The following is a 26,078-nucleotide window of genomic DNA, read 5'->3' on the forward strand; positions in this document are numbered from 1 at the left end:
CGGGAGTCGAACGTACGACCGATGACGGAATACTCGGTCACCACCGAGGTCGACGTCCGGTTCCGCGACCTCGACCCGATGGGACACGTCAACAACGCCGTCTACGCCACGTACCTCGAGGAGGGCCGGACCGCCTACTTCCGCCGCGTGCTGGACGCGTCGCTCGCAGAGGTCGATACGGTCCTGGCGAGCGTCGAACTCGACTTCCTGCGGTCGGTCGAGTTGGGCGACGAGGTGACGGTGGCGGCCCGCGTGCCCGAACTCGGCGAGTCGTCGATTCCGATGGAGTACGAGGTCCGGATCGGCGAGGAGGTGGCCGCGACCGGGCGGGCGGTCCAGGTCGTCTACGACAGCGAGGCCGGCCGACCCCGGCCGATTCCCACCGAGTGGCGCGAGGCCATTCGGGAGTACGAGGGGTTTTAATCGCGGATTTCTCCGGGGCGTGAACGGTTTTTCGAGCGACCGTGAGCGTTCGTTAGTCGTTCGTTTCGCGGTTCGAGCGTTCGCGGACTGAACCGTCGTCGTCGTTTATTCGCTCGCGGCGACACCGTCGACCCAGTGACGCCACTCGACGAGCGGCCCGACCGACTCACGCACGACCGGGGCGACGAAACCGACCTCCGCGGACTGCTGGCACGCGAGCACTGCCGGGTCGGCGCGACCGTCGAGTTCCGTCCGGGCGAAACCGGCGGACGACGGATGTATCAAGCGGTCCCGGTGTGCGTAGACGGCGAACCCGCGCAGTTGCTCGTGGGACCGTGGCGGTCGTTCCTCTCCGGAGAACGTGGACGAATCGTCTCGGTAACCGGCGACGAATTCGACGGCCGACTCCTGACCGTCACGGTCGCTCGTGAGTGAAGGCGTCGGGGAGCGAGCGAAGCAGTCGCTCGGAAGTTAGCGTCCGAAGGATTGTGCGTGGGTGCAGTCCCAAGGGACTCCACCTGCATCGTCCTCGGCGGCGTGGCCGCCTCGGTGTAAGGTGGCAAAGCCACCCGTGCGATGCGTGGGACCGGATTTGAACCGGCGGACCCCTACGGGACAGCGCCCTCAACGCTGCGCCGTTGGCCTAGCTTGGCTACCCACGCTCGCGGTGTCTTTCCTGCACTCGTTGGTAGACAGCGGCCGAATAAAAGGGCTTTCATTTATTGCGGCCGCGCCACCGCCCCGCAGGGGTCACAGTCCCACGGACGCGCCGACCCGGCCAGGGATTGCGGCGCCCTGCGCCGAAGTCCCCGGTCACCGGCGACCGACAGGGCAAGCCATTTCGTCGCGGACTCCCAACCGTCGTCCATGCAGAGCTTCCTGAAGCGCAACGTGCCGGCGGTGACGGGGGTCCTGAGCGTCGTCTCGCTGGCGCTGGTGTTCGCCGTGGCGCTGGAGGTGGTGCCGGCCGACGCGCTCCCGCGCGCGCCCGACCCGATCGTCGCCGCGATTCCGCACGTCAACGCCGCCATCAGCGTCGCGGCGTTCGGCGTTGTCGCGGCGTCGTGGCGCGCGATTCGCCGCGGTGCGGTCGGGCGCCACCGCAAGGGAATGCTCGCGGGGGTCGTCCTGTTCGTCGCGTTCCTCGCGCTGTACCTCTATCGCGTCGCGCTGGTAGGACCGACCCACTACCAGGGCCCGGCGGTCGTCGAGCAGTTCGTCTACTACCCGTTGCTGGCGATTCACATCCTGCTGGCGGTGATCTGTATCCCACTGCTGTACTACGTCCTGCTGCTCGCGCTGACCCGCCCCATCTCCGAACTCCCGGCGACGGCCCACCCCCGCGTCGGCCGAGTCGCGGCCTCGCTGTGGCTGACCTCGTTCGCGCTCGGCGTGGTGGTGTATCTGATGTTGTACGTGTTCTAAAACCCGACACGAAGTTCGTCTCCGCCCGGTGCCCCGTCATCCGGCCCGCTTACTCGTTTCCAACTTCCCCTTCGTACGTCTCCAGCAGTATCTCCCAGGAGTCGTACCCCGCGTGGTAGTGACTCGCCAGCACCCGACCGTTTCGGCCGAGTTCGATGGCTTCCCGGGGTGCGCGGAGCTGGACCCACCGGAGTTCGGGGTGCGGTCGCGACTCGGCCTCCTCGCGGCGCGCCTCTCGCTCGCCGCGGACGGGGTCGTCGCCACTCATTGCCTCCGGTTGACGAGTCGCCGAGCGTTAACGATTTCGGCCGCGACGCCGAGTACCGACGCCAGCGGTCCGAGCGCCGAGGGCGAAGTCGCCTGTCGAACTCTCAGCTTCGCAACCGTCGCTTCCGACCAGTGCCGATGCCAAGTCTGCGACCGCCGGACGGGTCCCGTCCGGCGGTCGCGTCCGGGTAACGATAGGACGAGCGCGGCTCACTCGATCTGGATGTGTTCGCGGGCGCAGTCGGCGAAGTAGAGGTGATCGCGCTGCTCGTACCCCTCCTTTCTCGGGTCGTTCTTCTCGCCGCAGAGGTTCGTCCCGCCGCCGCCGTGACCCATCGGCGTTCGGTTCCACGACTTCGTCTCCTCGTCTATCCACGTTCGGCCCCAGGCGTGCTCGTGGCCGCCGTCGTGGAGGTTGTGGCCGAGTTCGTGGAGCGCGCCGTAGACGCAGTGGCGGGGGTCGTCGGGGGTCACCCACTCGGCGAGGTCGGCGTCCTCCGTGAGCGTCCCGCCGGGCGCGATGGCGGCCTTCTTGCCGGCGTAGGAGATGCCACCGCCTGCCCGGTCGGTGAGCAGGAGGTTCGAGTCCTTCCGGACGTGGGGCTGTTTCCCCTCCTTGATGTGCTCGGACCACTTCTTCAACTGGCGTTGTTTCGCCTCCTTGCCCTTCGCCGTCGGCGGCACGTCCTGGACCGGCGGCAGGTCCCACACCACCCTGTAGGGGAGGTCGAGGCGGTCGAGCGCGCGCTCGACGTACTTCGCCACCTGCTCTTCGGGGTGGCCTTTCGTCCGTCGCGAGAGGTGGCCAGTCTGGCGCACCGACACCTCGACGGTCGGCCGGTCGACGTCGGTCAGTCGGTCGACGTTCGAGAGTTCTTTGACCCGCATCGTCCCCACTCCGGGAGACGCGGGCTTAACCGCTCTGGCGGACGGAGGCGACGCGAAAACGGACAGAGGACGGATACAGGATGGACGGAGAACGGACGCAAAAGGACGGAGAACCGAAGCGAACGAAGGGCGCGTCAGTCGTCGGCGCTGGCGGCCTCGCCGACGTCCGGCCGCGAAACTTCGCGGTCGGTTTCCTCGCCGTCGATGTCGTAGGGGTACTCGCCGGTGACACACCCCATGCAGAGGTCGATGCGGTCGCTGTCGAGCGCCTCGGCGACCGCGTCCTTCGAGAGGTACGCGAGGCTGTCGGCCTCGATCTGGTCGCGAATCTCCTCGACCGACCTGTCGGCGGCGATGAGTTCCTCGCGGGTCGCCATGTTGATGCCCATGTAGCAGGGCGCGACGATGGGCGGCGCGCCGATGCGCATGTGGACCTCCGCGGCGCCGCAGTCTTTGAGCAGGGCGACGAGTTGGTTCGAGGTGGTCCCCCGGACGATGCTGTCGTCGATGAGCGTCACCGTCTTGCCCTCGACGGTCGACTTGATGGGGTTGAGCTTCAGCCGAACGGCGCGTTCGCGCTCGTCCTGGGTCGGCATGATGAACGTCCGGCCGACGTAGCGGTTCTTCATCAGACCCTCGGCGAACTCGACGCCCGCGCCGTCCTCCTGGGCCGCTTCTGCGTAGCCGCCGGCGAAGGCGCGGCCGGAGTCGGGCACCGGCATCACCACGTCGGTGTCGATACCGCTCTCCGCCCAGAGTTTGCGGCCCAGTTCCCGCCGGACCTCGTAGACGAGGCTGCCGTCGATGACGCTGTCGGGCCGGGCGAAGTAGACGTGCTCGAAGAAGCAGTGGGCGGTGTGCTCGCGCTCGAACAACTGGTAGGAGTCGAAGCCCTCGCCGTCGGGCGAGAGGACGACGAGTTCGCCGGGCCGGACGTCCCGGACGAGTTCGCCGTCCAGCGTGTCGATGGCCGCCGACTCGCTGGCGACTACGTAGCCGTCCTCGAGTTTTCCGATGCACAGCGGGCGATTGCCCTCGGGGTCCCGGACCCCGAGGACGGTGTCGTCGTGCATGATGGTCAGCGAGTACGAGCCGTGGATGCGGCCCATCGTCCGCTTGACCGCGCGCACAAGGTCGGCCTCCAGCAGGTTGCGCGCCAGGTCGTGGGCGATGACCTCGGTGTCGCCGTCGGAAGTGAACGCGTGGCCGAGCGCCGCGAGTTCGTCGCGGACGTCGTCGGCGTTGACGAGGTTGCCGTTGTGGCTGAGTCCGAGTGCGCCGCTCTTGAACGACACCGTGAACGGCTGGGCGCAGGACTTGTCGACGCTCCCGGCGGTCGGGTAACGGACGTGGCCGATGCCCGCGCTCCCGCGCAGACCCTCAATGTCGTCCTCGCCGAAGGCGTCGCCGACGAGGCCCATCTCGACGTGGCTGTGCTGCTGGAAGCCGTCGTGGGTCACGATGCCCGCCGACTCCTGTCCGCGGTGTTGGAGGGCGTACAGCGAGTAGTACAGGGGACGCGCGGCGTCGCGGTCCGTGAGCGAGACGCCGACCACGCCGCACTTCTCGGTCGGCCCGTCGTCGACCGGGTCCCGGCCTTCTGGCATAGGGGCAGGTAGCGCGCCACGGTAGTAAAAACTCTCGCTATCGTGCCGAAATTCTCCTCCCGGCGGAGAGGATGTATGCGAGTTCGTGCATATTCGCGTGTGTACGCTGGCGGCCGGCGTCCACGGTTGAGGACCAGGGATTTCGGTCGGGTAGCGTCTTCGGGAGAAGAGTGGGTGTCGTCAGTATCGTCAGTCCAGTAACGTGCTCGGATGATGGCCGGGACCGCCGGACCGGTGGCGCCACCGAACTGACGACCTGCGCGGGTGGCGCGCAGAACTGCGCGCCACCCGCGATTCGTGGCGGAAGCGATTGGCGGTTCGCCGCGGAAGCGGTTGGCGATTCGACTGGGGAGAAGCGATGCGTTCGCGAAGTCGGTGCCGCCGCTGTTCGACGTGTGGAGAGAGAAGAAAAGCCCCGGAAGACGGGGTGGTCGACGTTACTCGCCGGCTTTACTCTGCCACTCGTAGTCGCGGCGCTTCTTCGACTTGCCGAAGCCGCAGGACGAGCACTCTTTCTTCTTGACGTGGTACGATTTCTCGCCGCAGCGACGACACTTGACGTGCGTCGTCTTGTTCTTCTTCCCCTGGCTCGGGGTTCCTGCTCCGGTCATGGGTTAATCGACACGAGGTTGTCGCCGCGTATAATGGTTGTGTCTTCCGCTTCCGTGTCCTCCAGCACTAGGTTCATGTGCTGGTCGTAGCCGGTAAGCGTGCCCACATACTCCTCGCCGCCTTTCAGGCGCACCGTTACCTCCTGGTCGAGGGAGGCTTCCAGTACGTCGAGCGGTCGTCCACTCATATCATTAATCCGCACCCGTCGAACTCTTAAACGTACCGGAAGATAGGCCCCGGAAGTAGATTTTGGCCGATTTACGGCCAGGAAGCTGACAGTAGCGCGGGCGGAGAACGGGACGGCTTCGGCCGGCACACAGTTTTCGTTCCCAACACCTCCGGCGTCGGACCGCCCGCGACGGCCTCAGTTAGCCCACTGGACCATCCGCGAGTAGAGGTCGTCGGTCCGGAGCGCCTCCTCGTCGCCGACCAGCACGAGCGACTTCTTCGCCCGCGTCAGTGCCACGTTCACCCGGCGGTAGTCCTCGAAGATGGGGCTCTCTAGGTCGCCCGTGGCGACGAACGACACCACGAGGACCTCCTTGCTCGACCCCTGGAAGCGGTCGACGGTGTCGACCGCGACGCCGTCGGGCACTCGTCGGCCGATTTCCGCGACCTGCGCCCGGAACGGCGCGATGACGCCGACCTCCTCGGGCGCGAGTCCCGCGGCCAGGAAGTCGCCGACGATTTCGGCGACGCGCTCGGCCTCGACGGGGTTGGTGTTCCCGTCGGTCCTGCCGTCGGGGTCGACGAACGAGACGCCGCCGCGGAGTTCCTCGGGGACGCTCGTCTCGGCGACCTCGGGGAGGTCCGCGAGTCGCTGGGCGGCGACTTCGCCGGCGGCGGGCCGGAGCTGGCCGTCGTAGAACTCCCGGGAGGAGAACGCCTGGATGCGCTGGCTCATCCGGTACTGGCGGTCGAGCATCACGCCCGCCTCGGGGTACGTCTCGATGAGCCGTTCGAACAGCGAGGTCGCGAGGTCGTTCTCGGTGCGGACGACCGGCGGGAGTTGCTGGTGGTCGCCGACCAGCACGAAGCGGTCGGCGAGGTTCACCGCGGCGAGCGTCGCGGGTTCGGTGAGCTGAGAGGCCTCGTCGACCAGCGCGGCGTCGAAGTGCTGTTCGCGCATGATTCGCGAACCGCACGTGGCGGTGGTGGCGGCGACCACGCTCGCGACCCGGAGTTCGGCGACGCGCTCGCCGGGGTCGCCAGCGCGTTCGAGCCGAAGGTCCTGCATGTCCTCGCGGACGCCGTTCTCGGTGCCGACGCGCACGATGTCCTCGAATCCCTGGTCGCGCAGGGCTTCGAGCGCGTTGTCGACCGCGCGGTTAGTGAACGCCGACAGCAGGACGCGTTCGCCCTGCTCGACCATCGCCCGGATGGTCCGCGCGATGGTGTAGGTCTTGCCCGTGCCCGGAGGGCCGTGGACCAGCGCGAAGTCCTCGGCGTTGGTCGCGAGATTCACGGCGGCGTTCTGGGCCTCGTTGTTGTCGATGTAGATCGTCTCGCCGTCCCCGAACTCGGGGTCGGCGCGCTCGAACAGCACGTCCTTGCGCCGCTGGTCGCCCTTGAGCAGGAAGTCGTGGAGCGCGGTGAGCATCCGGTCGGCCGAGAGCTCAGAGGGGTAGACGTCGAGTCGCCGGAGTTCGACCGGTTCGTCGGCCGTGACGACCACCTCGTCGCCCAGCTTTCGGACGCGGGCCATCTCGGCGTGGCCCCCGATGGGGTCGCCGTCGCTCGCCAGCACCACGTCGCCCTCCCGAATCTTCGAAACCGCTTCGTCGGTCCGGTTGGCACGTAGCTCCCAGCGACCGCCTTCGATCTGGCGTTGGCCCGCGGGTTCGAGTCCGATGAGCGCTCGGTCGTCGTCGGCACGCTCGGCGGCGGTCTGCTCCCAGAGTTTGGCGTACTCCTTGTGGGTCGCCCCGCGCTCCTCCTCGATGGCGCGGTAGATGCGGTCGAAGTACTCGCGTTCTTCCTCGGGAATCGCCTCGCCGATCTGGCCGGCCTTCGACTCCTGATCGAGGCGCCCCGAGACGACCATGCAGGTGTCCTGCTCGAAGCAGTACTCGCAGGTGGCGTCGGCCTCGTAGCCCGTCGGAATCCCGGAGTCGAACTCCATCGCGGCGATCTCGTTTCTGGTCCGCACCACGAACTTCAGCAGGCCGTCGCCCATCGAGAACTCCTTGGCCGGCGAGAGGTCGCCGCTCTCCTCGGTCCGGTCGAGCGCGGAGTTCTTGGTGTACAGCAGGGTGCCGGTATCGACCGGAACGCCGCGTTCGCGGAGGAGTAACCCGTAACACGCCGCCTGAATCTTGTCCTGGAACCGGGGGTCGCGCTTGAGATTCTTGCCAGTCTTGAGTTCGACGGGCATCCCGCGCCGGAGCGCGTCGGCCCGGCCCTTGATGCCGAACGTCTCGCTGATGAGCAGTTGCTCGCTCCGCCAGTCGTCCTCCTCGGTGAGCGCGCCCTGCTGGAGCCACCCCTCGATGGCCTTTGCGTTCTGGCGCACCTCGTCGGCGACGTCGTCGCGCTCGCGGCCCAGCAAGCCGAGTTGGAGGCCGGCCTCCTCGACGCGCTCGTCGATGCTCTCGTCGATGTCGCGGTCCCGGAGCAGGTCGCCGAACACCTCGTGGACGATGGTCCCCTTGACCACCGGGTACTCCAGCGGAATGCCGGAAAGCTTGTTGAGGTAGTACATCCGCGGGCATTGGACCCACGACCGGATGTCGGTCACGTCCACCAGGAAGGAGGGTTCGACGACGACGTACGACTCCTTGCCGGTCGAGTAGGTCGTCTCGCCGCGGTACTCGCCCTCGTCGACGTCGGTGACCAGCAGTTCCATTCCGTCTTCGAGGAGTTCGGCCGACTCGGTCCACTTGCCCCACAGCGTCACCCGCTTGGGGCCGTCGTCCTCGCGGACCGTGACTTCGGCGAGGTCGCTCTCGCCGTACTGCGTGCTGACCGTCCGCGTCTCGGGTTCCCCGACGACCGTACCCCGTACGTTCACGAGAGGGTGGTAGCCGCCCCCGGTAGAAAAACCCTCGCGGTCGCGGGTGAAAGTGAAACGTGCAGAGAGAACCCGAAGCAACTCGACCTCGAAAGCGACGCGCTGACGCGGCGTGCCGCGTCAGCGCGGGGCGCAAGGTGACACCCACCACCAGAGACTGCCAGTGCCACGTTCCACCGGTAAGCTCGGTGAGACGTTCAGCAGCGAGCGCCCTTCCGACTAACTGACGGGTGGGACTGAAAGGGGCCGCCCGCTCGCGTTTACCGTGGTCGCCTCAGTGACCTCTATTCGAGGAGGGCCGGAGGCCCGACTGGAATATGTCGCTGAGCGACCGCGAGCGGGCAGGGGCTTTCGAGGCGGTCAGAGTCTTAGTTACGGTAATCATCGCAGTTCGTGATGGCGTGAGGGACGTGTTCGGGACTACATCGAATCGAGAGGGAGGAGGAGAACAGAAAATCTCCTAAATCCCTAGGTCCGCAATCCGAGAGTCCCGGTTCAGCACCTTCTTGACGATTTCGGGCTCTTCGAGCAGGCGGTGCATCGTGTGTACCCCGCGTCCTCGGCCCCGACCCCGCGTCTCGGAGTTGATGACGTTGAGGAAGTCCTGCTCTTGAAGAATCTCCTGGACGCGGCGCTCCGAGAGGGCGTCCATGTCGAGTTCGCGGGCGATGGTCTGGTACTGCTTGTATATCTGCTGGGTCGGGAACTGCTCCTGATGGCGGTTCTCGGTGAGTACCGTGAGCGCCAGCAGGATGGCCTTCGCCTGGGTCGGCGCGCCCTCGATTAGTTCGGCGAAGCGGTCGGCCTCGGTCTTCTCCTTGGCGGCGTAGACGTGGTGTTCGGTTACCTCGGTGTCGTCGTCCTTGGTCGCGATGCGGCCCGCGTTCCGGAGGATGTCGATGGCCTTGCGGGCGTCGCCGTGTTCCTGGGCGGCGAGCGCGGCGGTGAGCGGGATGGCGTCGTCCGAGAGCACGCCGTCGCGGAAGGCGTCGGCGCGGTTCTGGAGGATGTCGATGAGTTGGTGGGCGTCGTAGGGCGGGAAGACCAGTTCGTCGTGGGCGAAACTCGACTTGACGCGCTCGTTGAGTTCGTCGGGGAAGTCTATCTTGTTCGAGATGCCGACGATGCCGATAGTCGAGTCGGTGATGCGGCGATTCTCGCCGGCCCGTGAGAGTTTCCGGAGCACCTCGTCGTCCTCCAGCATGTCTATCTCGTCGAGGATGACGATGGTGACGTCGCTGGAGGTGTCGATGATGCGCCAGAGGCGGTCGTAGTAGTCGCCCGTGCCGAGGCCGCGCTGGGGGACCGTGATGCCCGTCTCGTTCGAGTCGTTTAGTTGGCGGCCGATCGTCTTGATGACCGACGCCTCGGTGGTCTGTTCGCCGCAGTCGATGAAGGCGGTCCGGACCCGGACGTCCTCGCGGCGGGCCTCGTCCTCGACGCGCCGGGAGACGCTTCGGGAGATGAGCGACTTGCCGGTGCCGGTCTTGCCGAAGATGAACAGGTGGGTCGGCTCTTGGCCGAAGATGGCGGGGTTCAGCGCCTCGGCGACCTTCTGCATGTGCTCGTCGCGGCCCACGATTCGGTTCGGGCCGGGCAAGTGGGAGATGCGCAGCAGGTCCTCGTCCGCGAAGATCGGTTCGTCGTAGCGAAAGAGAGGGTCGCGTTCGACTGTCTCGTCGGAAACCATCGGTCGCCCGAGTTTTCGCGCTCCCGGATATAAAGGTAGGGGGGACCGTCGCGGATGTATCTCGGTACCGAATCGATACTGGACGCGGTATCCGGCGCGTCTGGGTGAGTCGGGCGCTTGGACCACCGTCGCGGATGTTCTGGCCGGACCCGGGGCAGCGGTGTTCCCGGGGACGGACACCAATGTCGCGTATGTAAGGGGACTCGCCGTGGGTGAGTCCGAGGCGAGGGTAGTAAGCGAGTTAGAGGGAAATGATTGGGAGTAGAGACGGTGAATAGAAACTGTGACTGGAGAGACTAGTGGTTAACGAGTATAGGTTGACGAGTAGAGATAGTAAGTGAAGACTATCGAAACGAGAAAAGGAGGGAAAGACGAGTGAGAAGAGGAAAGAATGAAGAAAACGATGAAAAGAGTGAAATCAGATGTAGTCGAGGGTGGCGGACACACACCACTGTCGCGTCTGTAAGACAGAAGGAGGCTAGCTAGTCGTCGTCCACACACCAGTCTCGCGGTTGTAAATCTCGTCTTTTCCCCGGTTTTGGACGGTGCTCGTCCGATTTCACTTCTATCACCCGCGAACCGGACGCTTGACGACTCGTTCTAGGTCGATTACGCTTACATCCGCGATGGTGGTGTCCCCGCGAGAGAGACGCCGATTACCTCGCGAAGCTCCGTAGAACCGGATTTCGACTGCGTACCACCCCGTTCGTCCGGCTATCTTTCGGGAGCGGCGCTACGAATCTATCGTCGGAGACGTTCGGTCACCCCTCCCGGGGGTACCGTCTCGGCTTACATCCGCGACGGTGGTGTGTCCCCGCGAGCGGGCGTCCCAGAACACTCGTCCCCGAAGAGTCACGGAACACTATCTGCGAAGGACCACGAGACAACCAACCCCGGAAGACGAAGTCCAAACCGAACGCCCATCGACCGGAAACGGGCCGCGCCGAGGAACGCCGCCGGCAGAAAGATTTTGTCGGCACGGACCCAACTTCGAGGAGTGAGCCTCTACCGTAGCGTCCGGGCGATCGCCGAGTCCTCGGGCACCGGCCCCATCGACTGGACGGCCGTGGCCGAGGCCGCCAAGGCGTCGACCGACCCCGGGTCCCTGGAGTTGACGGCGGCCGAACGCGACGGGTACGCCTCCGATGTCCGGGACGCTCGTGCCCGCGTTCGCGAGGTTTCCGGCGCGGAGTTCGACGTCCCGAACACCATCGAGGTCCAGAATCGCCACCACTGGATAGACGCCAACATCGACACCTTCCGGCGGGTGATGACCCCGCTCGAAGAGCACGGCCCGCCGGTTCTGCCGGGCGTCTCGCGCACCATCAACACCGGCACGATGTCGGTGATGCTGTCGGTGCTGGCCAAGAACGTCCTCGGCCAGTACGATCCGCTTCTGCTCGCGGAGGGCGACGAGCACGCGCTGTACTTCGTCCGGCCGAACATCCAGCGCATCGCCGACGCGCTGGCGGTCGACTACGACCGCTTCCGGCGGTGGATCGCGTTCCACGAGGTCACCCACGCCGCAGAGTTCGGCGCGGCCCCGTGGCTCTCCAAACACCTCGAATCGCGCATGGAGGCGGGCATCGAGGCGCTGGCCCACGGCGGCATCGACCGCAAGGCGTTCCGCGAACTCGACGCCGCCATGACCGCCGTCGAGGGGTACGCCGAACTGCTGATGGACGGTGCGTTCGACGACGAGTACGCCGACCTCCGCGAGAAGATGGAAGAGCGCCGGCGGTCTCAGGACCCCCTCTCGAAACTTCTCCGGCGGATGCTCGGCCTGGGCCTCAAGCGCCGCCAGTACGAGCGCGGCAAGGCGTTCTTCGACGCGGTGGCGGCCGAGCGCGGCATCGAGGGTGCGAGTCGAGTCTGGGACCGCCCGGAGAACCTGCCGACCGACGCAGAGCTAGACGAACCCCGGCGATGGCTCGCGCGAGTGAGTCCGTAAGGTTCGTTTCGCCACGTTCTCGGGCCGCAAAGCCCTCACACTGCAACCCTCCCACCGCCAAGCCCTCCACCGTCACGTTTTGATACCTCGTCTACCGTTTTCGGGCGAACCACGGTTATACGAGCCGAATCAGACTACAGAATCCAGGAGAGGTAGGCAAGGAGTATCGCCCCGACGACCAACCCGGCGACGGCCGCGCCCGCGACCTCCAGCAGCGACCCGCCCCCGGACAGGGTGATGAGTGCCGCCGACGCGCCGACCAGCAGGACGACGGCCGCCTTCAGTCGGTTCATCGCGGCGGTTTTGTCCTCGTCGGACATCGGCCCGACCATGCTTAGCGCTCTGTGGGGACGTCGTGCGGCTCCGGTCCCGCGGCCATCTCCGTCTCGCCGTCCTCGACTCCGCCGGGTGCGCTCATGAGTATGGGGTGTGGAGCGACTCGCTTAAGTTTACTCTTGTCGAGGGTGGGCGTCCGCGGAGGGTCGATACCCCATCGGTTGCGACGACGCTGAGCTCTACAGTACGGGTTTCGGTCCCTGAAAGCATTTACCGTCGGCTGCGGTGAACACGACCGTGCCCCGTACACTCCCGCTCGCTCTCGCGTTGGCCGCCCTCCTCGCCCTCGCCGGCTGTCTCGGGGCGTCGGGCGAACCACCGGAAGCGACTTCGCCCGACGTCTCGTCCGAAACCGACGCGCCGACGGATTCGGTTTCGACGACCACCCGGACCACCGCGTCGGCTCTCGACTGTCCCGACGGGTACGACCGGTACCGCGACATCGCCAGAGCGCACGTCGCCGACGAAACCGGCAGTGATCCGGCGAACGTGACGGTCAGAAAGGAATCGATGGTAGACTACCCGGTCCTCGGCGAGTGCTACTACCACGCGAAAGTACAGAACACCAGAACCGGCGAACTCCACGGCGCGTTCGTCGCCGAGAACGGGACCGTCGTCGACTACGACGCGGTCGAAGCCAGGGCAGAGCGCGCCTACGAGCGACGCTACGGGAATCTTAGCCGAGAGCTCTACCGCCGCGTCGGGACGGCCGACGCCGACGAACGCCTCCCGGTCACGGTCCACGTCGCCGGGATAAACGAGAGCGCGATCGAGCGGACGCTCGACCGAGAAACGCTCACAGACGCCGAGTACAAGGAGGCGCTCTCGGCCGAACGAGAGCGCCGCGCCGAGAACAAGACGGCGGCGGTCGTCGCCGACATCCGGACGGTCGAAGGCGCGACCGTCGAAGGCCAAGGGTCGCTCCGCGTCGACGTCACCGCGACGCCGACCGCGATCGAGGAGATTCAGCGCCTCGAAAACGTGACGTGGGTCACACTCCGTCGAGAGACGGCAACGACGACGTACGTGAGTAACGACGGGCGTCAGTAACCACAGAGAAAGGAACGTGGGACGGCGGTTATCGGCGGAACGCAAGACGATGATTACCAGTCAAACGGAGACGGTCGCGCCGGCCGAGGGGCGTTGAGGGCCGGCGACCGGCGGTCGCCGGCCCTCAACGCCCCTCGGCGGTGCTCACGGACTTAACCACTGAGGAGGTGTTCGACCGTAGACGGACCTGCGAACGCGATCAAGGTCACGAGACAGCCGAAGACGAACACGAGGACGGCGAGCGCCTTGAGGACACCTTGCCAGTCTTCCCCCAGATTTTCTGCCATATTCTCTCGTTACGAGTCGCCTATCAGAAATAAAGCTTCGGAGCGCGACCCGCGAGAAGCCACCGTCTCACTGGAACCCGCGACCGACCTCGTCCTCGTCGATGAGGTCGTCGAGTTCGGCGTTCAGCAGGTCCTCGGCCTCCTCGAACCGCTCGGAGAGGTCCTCGACGTTGTCCGGACGGTCGGCGAAGTCGTAGTCGATGGGGCCGAACGCCGGACTGTCGAGGGCCTCCATCAGGTCGTCGAAGAAGTCGTTGGGCGTGGTCGGCGCGTCGGCGTGGGCCTTCACGACCTCCGAGAGGTGGCGGGCCTTCCGCTCGGCGTCCTCCTCACCCTCCGGAGGACGCTGGACCGCGAAGCGGGCCTCTCGGTCCTTCTCGGGAAGGAACGTCCCGATCTCGTCGTCGAGTTTGCGCGCGACCCGCGCGCCGACGCCCCGCACGTCGTAGGGGTTCTTCGCGTAGGTCTTCAGCAAGTAGAGTCCCCCGCGCGGGTGACCGAGGTAGAGGTCCTCGCCGACGCCACCCGACCGGGTGCCGCCGACCGCGCGCCAGCCTTCGGGGTCGACTCGCTCGTCGGTCACGTCGTCGACGATGTCCTGCCACTCGCGTATCCGCATGCCTATCGGTCAGGTACGGGCGTGACCGGATTAACGTATCGGTCGCGCGAACGCTCGGAAAGTCGGCGCCTCGTTCCGGACCGATTCGGTGCTTCGGTCCTTCGGCGATTCGACCCTTCGACGCTCTCAGTACGTCGGCGACTCCTCGGGGACGCCCTCGCGCTGGTTCACCACGCGCGCGAAGACGAACAGCGCGTCCGAGAGGCGATTGAGGTAGGTGACCGCCTCGTCGTTGACGTCCTCGTCACTTTGGAGCGCGACGGCGCGGCGCTCGGCCCGGCGACAGACCGTCCGGGCGTGGTGGAGGTCCGCGCCGGACTCGCTCCCGCCCGGCAGGATGAACGACTGGAGGGGTTCGAGTTCCTCGTCGTACCCGTCCATCCAGTCCTCCAACTGCTCGACGTGTTCGGTGCCGACCGCAGGGTCGTCCTCGTCGGGGTCGGGATTGGCGAAGTCGGCCTGGACGACGTGGAGATGGTTCTGGACCTCGCGAAGGTGGTCGTCGACGTCGTCGTGACCGGTCGGCCGCGTCCGGCCGACGAGGGCGTTGAGTTCGTCCACCGTGCCGTAGGCTTCGATTCGCGGACTCGTCTTCGAGACGCGCGACATGTCCCGGAGGTCGGTCTGTCCCTCGTCGCCGCGACCGGTGTAGACTTTCATGACGGCGTGAAGTTGCGCCCGGCCCTACTTAACTCTCCGCGAGCCCCGTGCCGCGTCGGCGACGGGCGACCGCCTCACGCGTTAGCGAGCGACCGTTCGACGTATTCGAGGACGTTGTCGCTCTCGTTCATCGTCACGCCAGCCTCTTCGTGGACCAGCACCGGCACGGCGCGCTGGCCGCTGATTCGCTTGACTTCGTCGCGTTCGGAGTGGAGCGCCTCGACCCACCGCGTCTCGTACTCGACGCCGGCGTCTTCCAGCGCGTCGTGGACCTTCTCGCAGTACGGACAGCCGTCGAGCGCGTACAGTATCACGGACATGGGGCTTGGTTCGAGTCTCCGGGTCAAGAAGTTTGGTGCCCGCGGCCGCGCCGACGAGCCATCACGTCCGGGACGACCCCGATCTAATCGGCGCCCCGAGGCAGGCTGTGTCTCGACGCCATTCGAGTGAATTGGTATCGCGATAACCAATTTATGCTCCTGCAAACGCCGTCGAGCGGGGGCTAGCCCGTCGGCCATCCCCCGCTCGCTGGTTTCTCTCCAGAACGCCTCCGACGAGGTCGACGACCGCCGACGCGAGAAACCAGTATCTTAAATTGTTCCGCGACCCGACGTAGGAGTATGGCTCAGGAGCTCGACCACGACTGTCCCCAGTGTGGGACCGAGCGGACCTTCTACCGCACCGCGAGCACGAATCTCCACCTCGGACTCAAGACCAAGTGGGGCTGTCCGGAGTGCGACTACCGGTTCGTCCGGATCGACGGCGAAATCGACTCGTCCGAGGCGTAGTCCGGCCCCCTCGGCGCCGTCCACATCGAACCGCATCCACGCCCATCGGTCGCGGTCCGAAAACTGCGACCGACGGCCGATTCTTCGGAACCGCCGAGTCGGCGACCGCCTGGAGAGGGCAAACTCCCCCGTTTCGGCCGTCGAAACGGAGTCGCCGGACCGCCCTTTCTGGCCAGTGCGTCACCGTTTCTGCGCGTGCCGCCGGTTCCGACGGCTAAACTCGCGTTCCCCGTACGTCCTCATCGAGCCCTTCGCGTAGTACCGTCCCCAGAACTCGCAGCGGGGTAATTTCGTCCTCGCTGAGAAGCACATCGTTCTCAGAGGCCGAGGCGGCGGCCCCGATATCCGTGGGGGACCGCCCCGAAAACGGCGATTCCCCCGGCCGTTTCTGCGCCGGCGTTCTCCAGTCGTCGCACGACAGTGCAAGTGTTTCTCCGCGCACGCGACGATTCGCCGAAATGCGTGGCGCTCCGCCCGGCGACGTAGTCGCCGACCTTCTGGCGAGTCATCGGACGAGTGCGTCTCCCGGTTCTCCGTTCGACCTTGCGACGTTCGATGGACGCTCGGTTCACACCGGCCGCCCGTCTTGCGCCGTACCGTCCCGGTCGTTCACCTGCGCCGGCAGAGCTTCACCGAGAGGTCTCCGTCGGCGGTCGTCGAGGTTCGCGGTCGAATCGGTAACCTCGCCGAGCGCCATCCCCGCAACAACCCCGATATCCGCCGCGAACGAACGCTCTTCCCGGAATATCGGTCGATGCAGTCGAAACTAATAAATCAGATTTCGAGATACAAAATCACCCAATCGGCGGCTCGGAAGCCCCCTCTGGAAGTGTCCTCACCGCCACGAAGGTCGGACCCGAAACGAGTTCGAGAGCCCACCGTTTCGCCGCGACACCGCCGCGAACCGCCGCTCGCTCGCCGTCGCCGACCGCCGGAAAGCCGGCGCTTAGAAAGCGTTATCCGACCGACCGACCGAAAACGTAGTATGAGTCAAGTCACGGTTACCCTCCCCGACGGCTCGACGTTGGAGCTGTCGGAGGGGGCGACGGTCGAGGACGTCGCGTACGAAATCGGACCCGGACTCGGGCGGGACACCGTCGCGGGGGTCGTCGACGGCGACCTCGTCGACAAGGCGACCGAACTCCACGAGGACGTCGCCATCGAGATCGTCACCGACCAGAGCGACGAGTACCTCGACGTGCTCCGCCACTCGGCGGCCCACGTCTTCGCCCAGGCCCTCCAGCGCCTCTACCCCGACGCGAAGTTGACCATCGGCCCGTGGACCGACGACGGCTTCTACTACGACATCTACGGCGTCGAACTCGACGAGGAGGACCTCCGGGCTATCGAGGAGGAGGCCTACGACATCATCGAGGAGGACCTCGCCATCGAGCGGTTCGAGCGCTCCCGCGAGGAGGCCTTCGAGGTCTACGAGGACAACGAGTTCAAGCGCGAGATTCTGGAAACCGAGGCGGCCGGCGACGAGTCGGTTTCCTTCTACGAGCAGGGCGAGTTCGAGGACCTCTGTCGCGGACCGCACGTCGAGTCGACCGGCGAAATCGGCGGTTTCGCGCTGCTGTCCATCTCGGGGGCCTACTGGCGCGGCGACGAAGAGAACGAGATGCTGACCCGGGTCTACGGCACCGCCTTCGAGAGCGAGGCGGAACTGGAGGAGTTTCTGGAGCGCCGCGAGGAGGCCGAGGAGCGCGACCACCGAAAGATCGGCCGGGAGATGGACCTCTTTTCCATCCCCGAACACTCGCCCGGATGCGCCCACTACCACCCCAACGGGATGACCATCCGGCGGGAACTGGAGGATTACATCCGAGCCAAGAACGACGAACTCGGCTACGACGAGGTCTGGACGCCCGAACTCAACAAGGCCGAACTCTGGAAGCCCACGGGTCACTACGACAACTTCAAGGAGGAGGGCGAGATGTTCGCGTGGGAGCAGGACGACACCGAGTACGGCCTGAAGCCGATGAACTGCGCGAACCACGCCCACATCTACGACAGCCACACCTACTCCTACCGCGACCTGCCGGTCCGGTTCTCGGAGTTCGGGACGGTCTACCGCAACGAGCAGTCGGGCGAACTCTCCGGCCTCCTGCGGGTCCGCGGGCTGACCCAGGACGACGGCCACGCCTTCATCCGGAAGGACCAGATCCGCGAGGAGATTACCCGGACGCTCGGCATCATCGAGGATATCTACGGCCACTTCGATCTCGAGGTCAAGTACAAACTCGAGACGAAGGGCGACAACGCGGTCGGCAGCGACGAGATCTGGTCGGAGGCCACCGACGCGCTGAAGGCCGCCCTCGAATCCGAGGGCCTCGACTACGACGTCGAAGAGGGCGAAGCCGCCTTCTACGGCCCGAAGATTGGCCTCGACGCCGTCGACGCTATCGGCCGGGAGTGGACCATCGGCACGGTCCAACTCGACTTCAACATCCCCGAGCGCCTCGACCTGACCTACACCGGCGAGGATAACGAACCCCATCGCCCGGTGATGGTCCACCGCGCGTTGCTCGGGTCGTTCGAGCGCTTCATGGGCGTGATGATCGAGCACTTCAAGGGCAACTTCCCGACCTGGCTCGCCCCCGAGCAGGTCCGCATCCTGCCCGTGAGCGACGACAACATCGGCTACGCCAAACAGCTCCAGAACCGCTACCTCGGCGACTTCCGGGTCGAAATCGAGGACCGGTCGTGGACGGTCGGCAAGAAGATCCAGCAGGCCCACGACGACAACGTCCCCTACATGCTCGTCGTCGGCGACAACGAGGAGGAGGCCGGCACCATCTCGGTGCGCGACCGACTGGAGCGCGAGCGCGACGACGTCAGCGTCGAGGCGTTCGCCGACCACCTCGCCGAAGAGGTCGAGGGCAAGGCGACGACGCCGACGTTCTTGGAGTAAGCGACGCCCGAGTCACACGGAACTGCCCGTCGGTTTTTCGCGGTCGGAGCGTCCGGAGGTCATCGCGTCCGGACCGCGACTCGCAGTGTCACCAAGGGGAGGTTTTATCTGGGTGCCCTCCGCGCGACCCACGTAACGAATGCCCCCAGCGTTGATGATAGTGGACGACAGCGACTTCCAGCGGACGATGATTCGCCAGGCGGTCGAGGGCGAGTTCGACGTCGTCGCGGAAGCCGGCACCGGCGCCGAGGCGGTCGAGCAGTTCGAACGTCACGCCCCCGACGCGATAACGATGGACATCATGATGCCCGAGATGGACGGGGTGGAGGCGACCTCGGAGATCAAATCGCGGGCCGACCCGCCGGTCGTCGTGATGGTCACCAGCGTCGACCAGGAGAGCAAGATGAAACAGGCCGTCAGGGCCGGCGCCGACAGCTACGTGACCAAGCCGTTCGACCCCGAGGACGTACTCGCCGAACTCGACTCCTTCGTCTGAGCGGCCGCCGGTCTGGTCGTCCGTGCGCGCCGGCACGGTTCCTCGGCACAGTTCCTCGGCAGGGTTCCCCCGCCGTTCAGGCGGGCTTCCACCGAATCTCCGAGAGCGGGTGGAGCGGATTGCCGCCGACCACGTCGTAGGTCGTCTCGGTCACCTCGAAGCGGTCGGCGTCGCGGAGCGACGACAGTAAGTCGTCGTTGTAGCCCCGGCGGGCGACGTAGCTCCGCCGGAGTTGGCCGAGTAGCGTGTCCGCGGGGTGGAGTTCGGCTACGTGTTCGAGGTGGACGCCGACCCGGATTCGGTCGCGGTACGTCGCCAGCGGGCCGGTCACGATTTTCCGAACGCTCGGTATCGCGGTCAGCGACCCCTGCGTGAACAGGACGACCTCCTCCTCGTCGGGGAGGGCCTCCAGCGGGTCCCACCGGTCGTCGCGGAAGTCGAACGACTCGACGGCGATTCGGTCGCGGTCGCCCAGCAGTTCGCGGGCGAGCGCCACGCCGCTCGCCGCGGATTCGCCGCCGACGAACTCGCAGTCGGGGTAGGCCTCGGCCAGCACGCCGAGTTCGTGGCCCCACCCGCAGCCGAGCGCGACCACCGTCTCGCCGCCCGCGAGCACGCCGTCGAGGGCGGCGACCAGCGCCTCGTCCTGGAGTTCCTGTTTCTCGTCGACGTCGGCGAGGTAGAGCGTCTCGCCCCGGGAGACGGCGACCGGACTCTCCTCGGCGTAGTGGTTGGCGGATCGCTTCACGTCCCGGAAGTCCATCTCGGGGTTCTCGCGTGCGAGGTCGAGCAGTTGCTCGTAGATGGACTCGTAGGCCGCCACTCCGGTGCCGCCTGGGCCGTCGCCGTCCCGGTCGTCGAGGTCGAGTAGTCTCGACGGCCACGGCGAGTGCTTCGGCAGGTCGTCGAGCGGGAGTTCGCGCATGGACTTCGTTCGGACTCACGTCGAGAAGATAAGCGTTCCGTGCGCGGCGGGTCGAACGAGTGGGTCAGTTCGAGCGAGTCGCACGGTTCGAGCGATTCGGACGATTCGAACGAGTCGGTCGTTCGGCGCCACCGGGCGGCGCCAAACGACCGGCGTTTCGCGTGATTCGTCCGTCGTTCCGCGGTCCGACCTATTCCTCGGAGTCGTCAGCGCCGAGCGCCCGCCACGACAGCCGCAGGTCGCGGGCCGCGCTCGTCTGGTCGATGCGCCGAGCGGTGGTGCGCTCGGGCGCGGCCGAGAGCGTCTCGTCGTCCTCGTCGTGGACCGCGTCGAACGCCGCCGCGAGTTGGTCGAGCGTCTCCTTCGTCTCTATCTCGGTCGGCTCGGTCATCAGCGCCTCGGGGACGATCTCGGGCCACTTGGTCGTCGGCGGGTGGACGCCGTAGTCGAGCATCCGCTTGGCCACGTCGGCGGCGTCCTGGTCGCCCGCACTGGCGACGAACTCGTGGTGGAACGGCCCGAACGGAATCTCGTACTCTATCTGGCTGGCGAGGTAGTTGGCGTTCAACACCGCCTTCGCGGAGGCGTCTTCGAGGCCCACGTCGCCGAGGCGGGCGATGTAGGCGTAGGCTTTCACGAGGACAAGCCAGTTGCCTTCGAAGCCGTGGACCTTGCCGACGGTCGACTCGGGGTCGAAGCGCTCGTAGGCACCCGAGTCGGTTTCGCGGACCCGCGGCGCGGGCAGGAACTCCGCGAGGTCGGAAACCACGCCGACCGGGCCGGCGCCGGGGCCGCCGCCGCCGTGGGGCGTGGCGAACGTCTTGTGGACGTTGTAGTGCATGATGTCGAAGCCCATGTCGCCCGGTCGGGCCTGGCCCAGCAGGGCGTTGAGGTTCGCACCGTCGTAGTAGAGCAGGCCGCCGGCGTCGTGGACGATTTCGGCGATCTCCTCGATGTTCCGCTCGAACAGTCCGAGCGTGTTCGGATTCGTCAGCATGAACAGCGCGGTCCGGTCGCCGGCGGCGGCCTCCAGCGCTTCGAGGTCGACCCGGCCGTCGTCGCCCGAGGGGAGTTCGACCACGTCGTAGCCGGCCAGCGCCGCGCTGGCGAAGTTGGTGCCGTGGGCGCTGTCGGGGACGATGATCTCGTCGCGAGTCTCGCCGTCGCCCTCGGCCTCGTGGTACGCCTTGGCGACGAGGATGCCTGCGAATTCGCCGGCCGCGCCGGCAGGAGGCTGGAGGCTCACCGCGTCCATCCCGCCGATGCGTGCGAGGTAGTCCTGGAGGCCGTGCATCAGCGCCAGGGTCCCCTGGAGGCTCCGGTCCGAGCGGTCGTGGTGGACCGCCGCGCTCGGGAGCGCCGCCACGTCCTCGGTGAACTTCGGGTTGTACTTCATCGTGCAACTGCCCAGCGGGTACGGCCCGGAGTCGACGCCGTAGTTCATCTGGGAGAGCCGGGTGTAGTGGCGCGCGAGTTCGGGTTCCGAGAGGCCGGGCAGTTCCACGGTGTCGCGAGTCAGTTCGTCGGGGAGCGGCGACTCGACCTCGACCTCCTCGGTGTTCTTCTCCGAGAGTAGCGGTTCGTACTGGTCGTCGGTCGATTCGCCGTTCTTGTCGTGGGTCCACCGGGCTTGGTCGTAGCGCATCTAGGCCACCTCCTCGAAGGCCGCGACCAGTCGGTCGACGGCGTGCTCGTTCGCGTCGGTCACGCAGACCTGCACCTCGTGTTCGCCGACCGCGTGGACCGCGAAGCCCTCGGCTTCGAGGTCCGAGGCGATGGCGGCGGCGGGCTGGTCGGTGTGGGCGACGAACTCCCGGAAGTGGTGGCGGTCGTGGACCGGCGCCTGCAGGCCGCTCACGTCGTCGAGTCGGTCGGCGAGGTCGGCCGCGAGGGTCACGCAGTCGTTGGCGAGGTCGACCAGTCCGGCGGGGCCGAGGTAGGCGGCGTGGATGGCGGTCCGGAGTGCGACCCACGCCTGGTTCGTGCAGATGTTGCTCGTCGCGCGCTCGCGGCGGATGTGCTGTTCGCGCGTCTGGAGCGTCAGCGTGTAGGTCCGGCGGTCGGCGGCGTCCTCACTGGCGCCGACGAGTCGGCCCGGCACCTGCCGGACGAACTCCTCGCGCGTGGCGAACAGACCCAGTCCCATGCCGTAGGCCGTGGGCAGTCCGAGCGCGGCCGCGTCGCCGACCACCACGTCGGCGCCGACCGACGCGGGTTCCTGGAGCACCGCGAGCGCGACGGGGTCGGTGCCGAGGCAGAACAGCGCACCGTGGTCGTCGGCCAGGTCGCCGACGTCCGCGAGGTGCTCCTCTATCGTCCCGCGCGTGGTGGGGTTCTCCGCGTACACCATCAGGACGTCGTCGTCGAGGGCCTCGGCCAGCGCGTCGACGTCGACGTTCCCGTCGTCGGTGCCGTAGGTTTCCACGGCGAGGCCCGCGCCGTCGGTGTAGTTTTCGAGGATGTCCCGACGCTCGGCCAGCAGGTACTCGGGCACCAGCACCCGGTCGCCGTCGGTCGAGCGCACCCGGGCGGCGAGCAGGGCCGCCTCCGCCAGCGCGGAGGCGTGGTCGTACATCGAGGCGTTGACTATTTCGAGGCCCGTCAGCTCCACCAGCATCGACTGGTACTCGAACAGCGCCTGGAGGAACCCCTGGGTGATCTCCGGCTGGTACTGGGTGTAGGAGGTCAAAAACTCCGAGCGCTGCGAGAGGTGGTCGACCAGCGAGGGGACGTAGTGCTCGTAGTGGCCCCGCCCCAGGAACTCGGTCAGGTCGTCGTTGCGCGACAGTAGCCCCCAGACGTGGCGCTCGGCGTCGCGTTCGGTCCGGGCCTCGATGCCGAAGTCGCCGTCGAACGCGACCGACTCGGGGATGTCGAAGAGGTCGGTCACGTCGTCGGCGTCCACGGCGTCGAGCATCGCCTCCGTCTCGGCGGCGGTGTGTGGGGCGTACGGGCTTCCCCGCTCCCCGCGCTCGTTTCGTCCGCTCATGTGTGCGAGGCTACGGAGTCGACCGTTTTAAGCGAGTGGTATTCGGTTTCGGCCTCGATGCACGTTCGTGTAACAGATGGCGTCCGAGGTGGGTGGGGAAGGGGTCGACCGTGAACAGAACTGGCCGAAAACCGCCGCATCTGTTCGTCGGGAGCGACGGTGGCTCTCGGCAGGTGCGCGTGACGACGGTTCTCGCTTCCGGTGCGCTCGACCGGAGCGTGCGAGGGCCTTCGATGCTGTCACGGTTTCAGTCGCCACTTCCGAGCCACTGTCGGCCGCCGGAAAATCGCAGTCCCGACCCGAACCTACTCGATCTGCTCGCGGTACTCGTCGGCCGACAGCAGGTCGTCCATCCCGCTGTCGTCGTCGAGTTCGACCTCCAGCATCCAGCCGTCGCCGAAGGGGTCGTCGTTGACCAGTTCGGGCTGGTCGGCCAGCGCCTCGTTGACGGCGACGACGGTGCCGTTCACCGGCGAGTAGAGGTCCGAGACGGCCTTGATGGACTCGACCACGCCGAACTCCTCGTCCTTGGTGAGGTCGTCGCCCTCGTCGGGGAGTTCGACGAACACCACGTCGCCCAGTTCGTCCTGGGCGAAGTCGGTGATGCCGACCTTCGCGGTATCGTCGGCGTCCGTTACCCACTCGTGCGATTCCATGTACTTCCGGTCTGCTGGTACGTCGAAACTCATTGTCAGTCACTCAGAAATGGCGTGTTCGCGATCTTTGCTTTTTTCGACTGGCCGCGGACGACCACGTTGACGACCGCCCCGGGGTCGGCGTACTCGGTCGGGACGTACCCCAGCGCGATGGGTTCGCCGAGCGTCGGACTCATCGTCCCGCTGGTCACCTGCCCGATTATCACGTCGTCGGTGTTGGTGACGTCGTAGCCGTGGCGCGGCACGCCGCGGTCGACGAGTTTGATGCCGACGAACTCCTCCTCGACGCCCTCCGCCTCGACGCGTTCGAGGGCGTCCCGGCCGACGAACTCGGTATCGAGTTTGACGGTCCAGCCGACGCCCGCCTCGTAGGGGTTGCGGGGGTCGTCCTCGTGGTCGAAGTCCTGGCCCGAGAGTAGAAAGCCCATCTCCAGTCGGAGGGTGTCTCGAGCGCCGAGGCCGCAGGGCTGGCAGTCAAGCGCCTCCCAGACGGTCTCGGCCTCCGCGGCGGGCAGGACGAGTTCGAAGCCGTCCTCGCCGGTGTAGCCGGTGCGAGCGGTCCAGCACTCGACGCCCGCGACGGTGGCGTACTTGGCCTCGAACTTCTGGAGGTCAAGAATCGATTCCTCGGCGACCTCCCCGAGCAGTTCGGGGGCGTCGGGGCCCTGGAGCGCGAACATCGCGTACTCGTCGGTCGCGTTCGAAACCGTCGCGTCGAGGTCCCACTCGTTGCGGTGAGCGGTCCAGTGCTCGTGCATCTGCTCGTCGTGACCCGCGTTCGGGACGAACAGGAACTCCGCCTCGTCGCCCTCGGGGAGCCGGTAGACCACCGTGTCGTCGACGATGACGCCGTCCTCGTCGGTGATCATCGAGTAGTGGGAGTCGCCCGGGTCGAGGGCGGTGACGTCGTTGGTCGTGAGCCGCTGCATCAGCGCTTCCGCGTCCGGCCCGGCGACCTCTATCTCGCCCATGTGGGAGACGTCGAAGATGCCGACCTCCTCCCTGACCGCGCGGTGTTCGTCCGTTATCGACTCGAACTCGACGGGCATGTCCCACCCGCCGAACTCCGTGAACGTCGCTCCGCGCGCGTCGTGGACGTCGCGCAGTGGCGGCTTCCGAAGGGCCATACTCCAACGGTCGACCCCCCACAAGTAATGTTTTGTTTTCCCGTCCGGCGATCCGTACCGCCGCTCGGCCGCCGACGGCTCCGTCGCAGGCGCCAACCCTGCTCAGGCGGGTTCGACGACGATCTGCCCGTCGCGGAGTTTGTACACCAGCCTGTCGCCCTCCTCGACGTCGACGCCGTCTTCGGCGAACTCCTCGCGGACGGCCTTGATGAGGCTGATTCGCCAGCGCTGGGTCACGGTCGTCGTCCCGAGTATCTTCTCGTCGCTGTCGTCTGAACTCATCTACGGCCGTCTTGGCTATCGGTACTGTTATGGACTCTTAGCTATTTCGACTATCTCGGTACTTTCGCCTACCGCGTCGAAGACTCGACGTTCGCACCCGCGGTTCGCCGACGACTTTCAACCGAACGCCGAGAGACGACGTCAGGCCAGTTCCCTCCGGGCCGCGGCGCGTCGACGCGACCCCCAACTTCCGCCACCGGTACCGTTATGCGTCCGTAGCTATATCGACTACCTAGACGAATATGACTAATACGACGATGAATAAACTCGCTTCGCGGCTGGAGCAAACCGGAGCGGGCGCGGTGCTCGTCCGGGGAACGCGCGCGCCGATGCGGCCAAGTCGCACGGTGACGGTTTCGCCCGGCGTGTTGGCGACCGTGGACGCCGACCGGCGGTACGCGTCGCTGTACGTCTCGGCCGACGCCGGAACCGGGAGGGCGGTCCGGCAGTTCGGCTACGACGAGGTTCCCGCGGCCGCCGACTGCGCGACCCGGTTCGTCGCCGAGCGGAACGCGGCGGCGCTGTGGCTGTGCGGGCGCGACCGATTCGCCGGGTGGTGGTCGGAGTCGACCGTCCGCGGCGTCGAGCGCCGCCTCGACGAGGCGGCGCGTCGGGCAGAAGTTCCGCTGGTCGTCTGGACCGACGACGCCGACCGCGACGCGGGGGCGAACGCAGACCGCTACGACGACGTGTTCGAGGCGTAGCGCGCGAGCAACGTCGCCGCCGAGACGCCGACGTCGGTGCTGTCGCAGGCAGGACACTGGACGGCGAGCGAAACCGCCTCCTTGACGGAGCGACCGGCCGACCCCGACGCGTCGGGGTCGGCCGGGTCGGGAGAGACGGTGGAGTCGGTAGAGTCGGCGGAGTCGGCCGACCCGGAAGGGTCGGCCGGAATCGACAGCGCGAGGTCGACGAGCAACACGAACGAACCGGAGTGACCGCAGTTGTGACAGTGCGTCATGGATGTCGGGCCGGCAGGTGAGTTCCGCGCGCCGGCGACCGCGAACTTGCCCCGTCTCGGTACTTGAACGTTCGCGTCGGGGGAACGTGCCGCCCCGGCGGCACGTTCCCCCGAC

Annotated in this window: 29 protein-coding genes and 1 tRNA gene; 10 read left to right on the top strand and 20 right to left on the bottom strand. The window is 66.7% G+C overall.

The genetic code is table 11. The features are described from left to right. Positions 1-21 precede the first annotated feature (21 nt). Together NGM07_RS06100 and NGM07_RS06105 are read left to right on the top strand one after the other, a co-directional pair. Positions 22-423, top strand: coding sequence for an acyl-CoA thioesterase (locus NGM07_RS06100; RefSeq protein ID WP_253518394.1), 402 nt, complete (start codon positions 22-24; stop codon positions 421-423). Between the two features lie 135 nt (positions 424-558). Next, a complete protein-coding gene (locus tag NGM07_RS06105; RefSeq protein WP_253518396.1) occupies positions 559-858 on the top strand; it encodes a hypothetical protein in 300 nt (99 codons plus the stop codon). Positions 859-1,000: 142 nt separating this feature from the next. Here the strand turns inward: NGM07_RS06105 and NGM07_RS06110 are convergent. Continuing rightward, a tRNA-Leu gene (locus NGM07_RS06110) sits at positions 1,001-1,085 on the bottom strand. A gap of 205 nt (positions 1,086-1,290) precedes the next feature. On the opposite strand from NGM07_RS06110, the gene NGM07_RS06115 reads away from it, so the two are divergent. Further along, a complete protein-coding gene (locus NGM07_RS06115; RefSeq protein ID WP_253518397.1) occupies positions 1,291-1,848 on the top strand; it encodes a DUF420 domain-containing protein in 558 nt (185 codons plus the stop codon). A 49-nt stretch (positions 1,849-1,897) separates the two neighbouring features. Here the strand turns inward: NGM07_RS06115 and NGM07_RS06120 are convergent, their stop codons facing one another. The 6 genes from NGM07_RS06120 to NGM07_RS06145 form a co-directional block, all read right to left on the bottom strand. Continuing rightward, complete coding sequence (locus NGM07_RS06120; protein WP_253518399.1) at positions 1,898-2,116, bottom strand: hypothetical protein; 219 nt, start codon at positions 2,114-2,116, stop codon at positions 1,898-1,900. Between the two features lie 209 nt (positions 2,117-2,325). Continuing rightward, positions 2,326-3,003, bottom strand: a complete 678-nt coding sequence (locus NGM07_RS06125; protein ID WP_253518401.1) for a hypothetical protein — start codon at positions 3,001-3,003, stop codon at positions 2,326-2,328. Between the two features lie 134 nt (positions 3,004-3,137). Next, on the bottom strand, positions 3,138-4,610 hold the full coding sequence (gene purF / locus NGM07_RS06130; RefSeq protein WP_253518402.1) for an amidophosphoribosyltransferase: 1,473 nt from the start codon (positions 4,608-4,610) through the stop codon (positions 3,138-3,140). A gap of 437 nt (positions 4,611-5,047) precedes the next feature. Further along, positions 5,048-5,221, bottom strand: a complete 174-nt coding sequence (locus NGM07_RS06135) for a 50S ribosomal protein L37e (protein ID WP_253518404.1) — start codon at positions 5,219-5,221, stop codon at positions 5,048-5,050. After that, on the bottom strand, positions 5,218-5,409 hold the full coding sequence (locus NGM07_RS06140) for an LSM domain-containing protein (RefSeq protein ID WP_253518406.1): 192 nt from the start codon (positions 5,407-5,409) through the stop codon (positions 5,218-5,220). Before NGM07_RS06140 ends, NGM07_RS06135 begins: the two co-directional genes overlap by 4 nt. Positions 5,410-5,586: 177 nt before the next feature. Further along, positions 5,587-8,232, bottom strand: coding sequence for an AAA domain-containing protein (locus NGM07_RS06145; protein ID WP_253518409.1), 2,646 nt, complete (start codon positions 8,230-8,232; stop codon positions 5,587-5,589). Between the two features lie 317 nt (positions 8,233-8,549). Here NGM07_RS06145 and NGM07_RS06150 point away from each other — a divergent pair, with 317 nt between their 5' ends. Beyond that, positions 8,550-8,696 carry a hypothetical protein gene (locus NGM07_RS06150; protein WP_253518412.1) on the top strand — a complete coding sequence of 49 codons (147 nt, stop codon included), beginning with the start codon at positions 8,550-8,552 and terminating at the stop codon, positions 8,694-8,696. Here the strand turns inward: NGM07_RS06150 and NGM07_RS06155 are convergent. Continuing rightward, positions 8,693-9,922, bottom strand: a complete 1,230-nt coding sequence (locus NGM07_RS06155; protein WP_253518415.1) for a Cdc6/Cdc18 family protein — start codon at positions 9,920-9,922, stop codon at positions 8,693-8,695. The genes NGM07_RS06150 and NGM07_RS06155 overlap by 4 nt on opposite strands. 997 nt (positions 9,923-10,919) lie before the next feature. On the opposite strand from NGM07_RS06155, the gene NGM07_RS06160 reads away from it, so the two are divergent. Next, positions 10,920-11,873 (top strand): zinc-dependent metalloprotease, encoded by a 954-nt coding sequence (locus NGM07_RS06160; RefSeq protein WP_253518418.1) that lies wholly within the window; start codon positions 10,920-10,922, stop codon positions 11,871-11,873. Positions 11,874-12,007: 134 nt separating this feature from the next. Here NGM07_RS06160 and NGM07_RS06165 read toward each other — a convergent pair whose 3' ends face one another. Continuing rightward, positions 12,008-12,193: a DUF8527 family protein gene (locus NGM07_RS06165; protein WP_253518421.1), complete on the bottom strand. Its 186-nt coding sequence runs from the start codon at positions 12,191-12,193 to the stop codon at positions 12,008-12,010. Positions 12,194-12,446: 253 nt separating this feature from the next. Between NGM07_RS06165 and NGM07_RS06170 the strand changes: the two genes are divergently transcribed. Further along, entirely contained in the window at positions 12,447-13,259 is an 813-nt protein-coding gene (locus tag NGM07_RS06170; RefSeq protein WP_253518424.1) for a hypothetical protein, read from the top strand. Positions 13,260-13,411: 152 nt separating this feature from the next. Here the strand turns inward: NGM07_RS06170 and NGM07_RS25310 are convergent, their stop codons facing one another. From NGM07_RS25310 to NGM07_RS06185, 4 genes are all read right to left on the bottom strand, one after another. Continuing rightward, on the bottom strand, positions 13,412-13,546 hold the full coding sequence (locus NGM07_RS25310) for a hypothetical protein (RefSeq protein WP_256524847.1): 135 nt from the start codon (positions 13,544-13,546) through the stop codon (positions 13,412-13,414). Positions 13,547-13,613: 67 nt separating this feature from the next. Further along, complete coding sequence (locus NGM07_RS06175) at positions 13,614-14,165, bottom strand: hypothetical protein (RefSeq protein ID WP_253518427.1); 552 nt, start codon at positions 14,163-14,165, stop codon at positions 13,614-13,616. Between the two features lie 126 nt (positions 14,166-14,291). Further along, positions 14,292-14,825, bottom strand: coding sequence for a cob(I)yrinic acid a,c-diamide adenosyltransferase (locus NGM07_RS06180; RefSeq protein WP_253518430.1), 534 nt, complete (start codon positions 14,823-14,825; stop codon positions 14,292-14,294). A gap of 74 nt (positions 14,826-14,899) precedes the next feature. Beyond that, positions 14,900-15,145: a glutaredoxin family protein gene (locus NGM07_RS06185; protein ID WP_253518433.1), complete on the bottom strand. Its 246-nt coding sequence runs from the start codon at positions 15,143-15,145 to the stop codon at positions 14,900-14,902. Positions 15,146-15,445: 300 nt separating this feature from the next. On the opposite strand from NGM07_RS06185, the gene NGM07_RS06190 reads away from it, so the two are divergent. From NGM07_RS06190 to NGM07_RS06200, 3 genes are all read left to right on the top strand, one after another. Continuing rightward, positions 15,446-15,613, top strand: coding sequence for a DUF7838 family putative zinc beta-ribbon protein (locus tag NGM07_RS06190; RefSeq protein WP_253518435.1), 168 nt, complete (start codon positions 15,446-15,448; stop codon positions 15,611-15,613). A 985-nt stretch (positions 15,614-16,598) separates the two neighbouring features. Then, a complete protein-coding gene (thrS, locus tag NGM07_RS06195; RefSeq protein ID WP_253518437.1) occupies positions 16,599-18,527 on the top strand; it encodes a threonine--tRNA ligase in 1,929 nt (642 codons plus the stop codon). A 139-nt stretch (positions 18,528-18,666) separates the two neighbouring features. Continuing rightward, entirely contained in the window at positions 18,667-19,023 is a 357-nt protein-coding gene (locus tag NGM07_RS06200) for a response regulator (RefSeq protein ID WP_253518439.1), read from the top strand. A gap of 76 nt (positions 19,024-19,099) precedes the next feature. Here the strand turns inward: NGM07_RS06200 and NGM07_RS06205 are convergent, their stop codons facing one another. The 6 genes from NGM07_RS06205 to NGM07_RS06230 all read right to left on the bottom strand — a co-directional run bounded on the left by NGM07_RS06205 (position 19,100) and on the right by NGM07_RS06230 (position 25,002). Next, positions 19,100-19,948 carry a class I SAM-dependent methyltransferase gene (locus NGM07_RS06205; protein ID WP_253518441.1) on the bottom strand — a complete coding sequence of 283 codons (849 nt, stop codon included), beginning with the start codon at positions 19,946-19,948 and terminating at the stop codon, positions 19,100-19,102. Between the two features lie 190 nt (positions 19,949-20,138). Next, entirely contained in the window at positions 20,139-21,593 is a 1,455-nt protein-coding gene (gene gcvPB, locus NGM07_RS06210; RefSeq protein ID WP_253518443.1) for an aminomethyl-transferring glycine dehydrogenase subunit GcvPB, read from the bottom strand. After that, positions 21,594-22,937, bottom strand: a complete 1,344-nt coding sequence (gcvPA, locus tag NGM07_RS06215; RefSeq protein ID WP_253518444.1) for an aminomethyl-transferring glycine dehydrogenase subunit GcvPA — start codon at positions 22,935-22,937, stop codon at positions 21,594-21,596. A gap of 305 nt (positions 22,938-23,242) precedes the next feature. After that, positions 23,243-23,626, bottom strand: coding sequence for a glycine cleavage system protein GcvH (gcvH, locus tag NGM07_RS06220; RefSeq protein ID WP_253518446.1), 384 nt, complete (start codon positions 23,624-23,626; stop codon positions 23,243-23,245). 2 nt (positions 23,627-23,628) lie between these two features. Then, positions 23,629-24,720: a glycine cleavage system aminomethyltransferase GcvT gene (gene gcvT / locus NGM07_RS06225; RefSeq protein ID WP_253518448.1), complete on the bottom strand. Its 1,092-nt coding sequence runs from the start codon at positions 24,718-24,720 to the stop codon at positions 23,629-23,631. 102 nt (positions 24,721-24,822) lie between these two features. Next, complete coding sequence (locus NGM07_RS06230) at positions 24,823-25,002, bottom strand: hypothetical protein (RefSeq protein WP_253518450.1); 180 nt, start codon at positions 25,000-25,002, stop codon at positions 24,823-24,825. A 257-nt stretch (positions 25,003-25,259) separates the two neighbouring features. On the opposite strand from NGM07_RS06230, the gene NGM07_RS06235 reads away from it, so the two are divergent. Beyond that, positions 25,260-25,706 carry a hypothetical protein gene (locus NGM07_RS06235; RefSeq protein ID WP_253518451.1) on the top strand — a complete coding sequence of 149 codons (447 nt, stop codon included), beginning with the start codon at positions 25,260-25,262 and terminating at the stop codon, positions 25,704-25,706. Here the strand turns inward: NGM07_RS06235 and NGM07_RS06240 are convergent. Beyond that, on the bottom strand, positions 25,682-25,963 hold the full coding sequence (locus NGM07_RS06240) for a hypothetical protein (protein ID WP_253518453.1): 282 nt from the start codon (positions 25,961-25,963) through the stop codon (positions 25,682-25,684). The two genes, NGM07_RS06235 and NGM07_RS06240, sit on opposite strands and share 25 nt — an antisense overlap. Positions 25,964-26,078: the final 115 nt, after the last annotated feature.

This window comes from Halorussus vallis, assembly GCF_024138165.1.
Lineage (GTDB): Archaea > Halobacteriota > Halobacteria > Halobacteriales > Haladaptataceae > Halorussus > Halorussus vallis.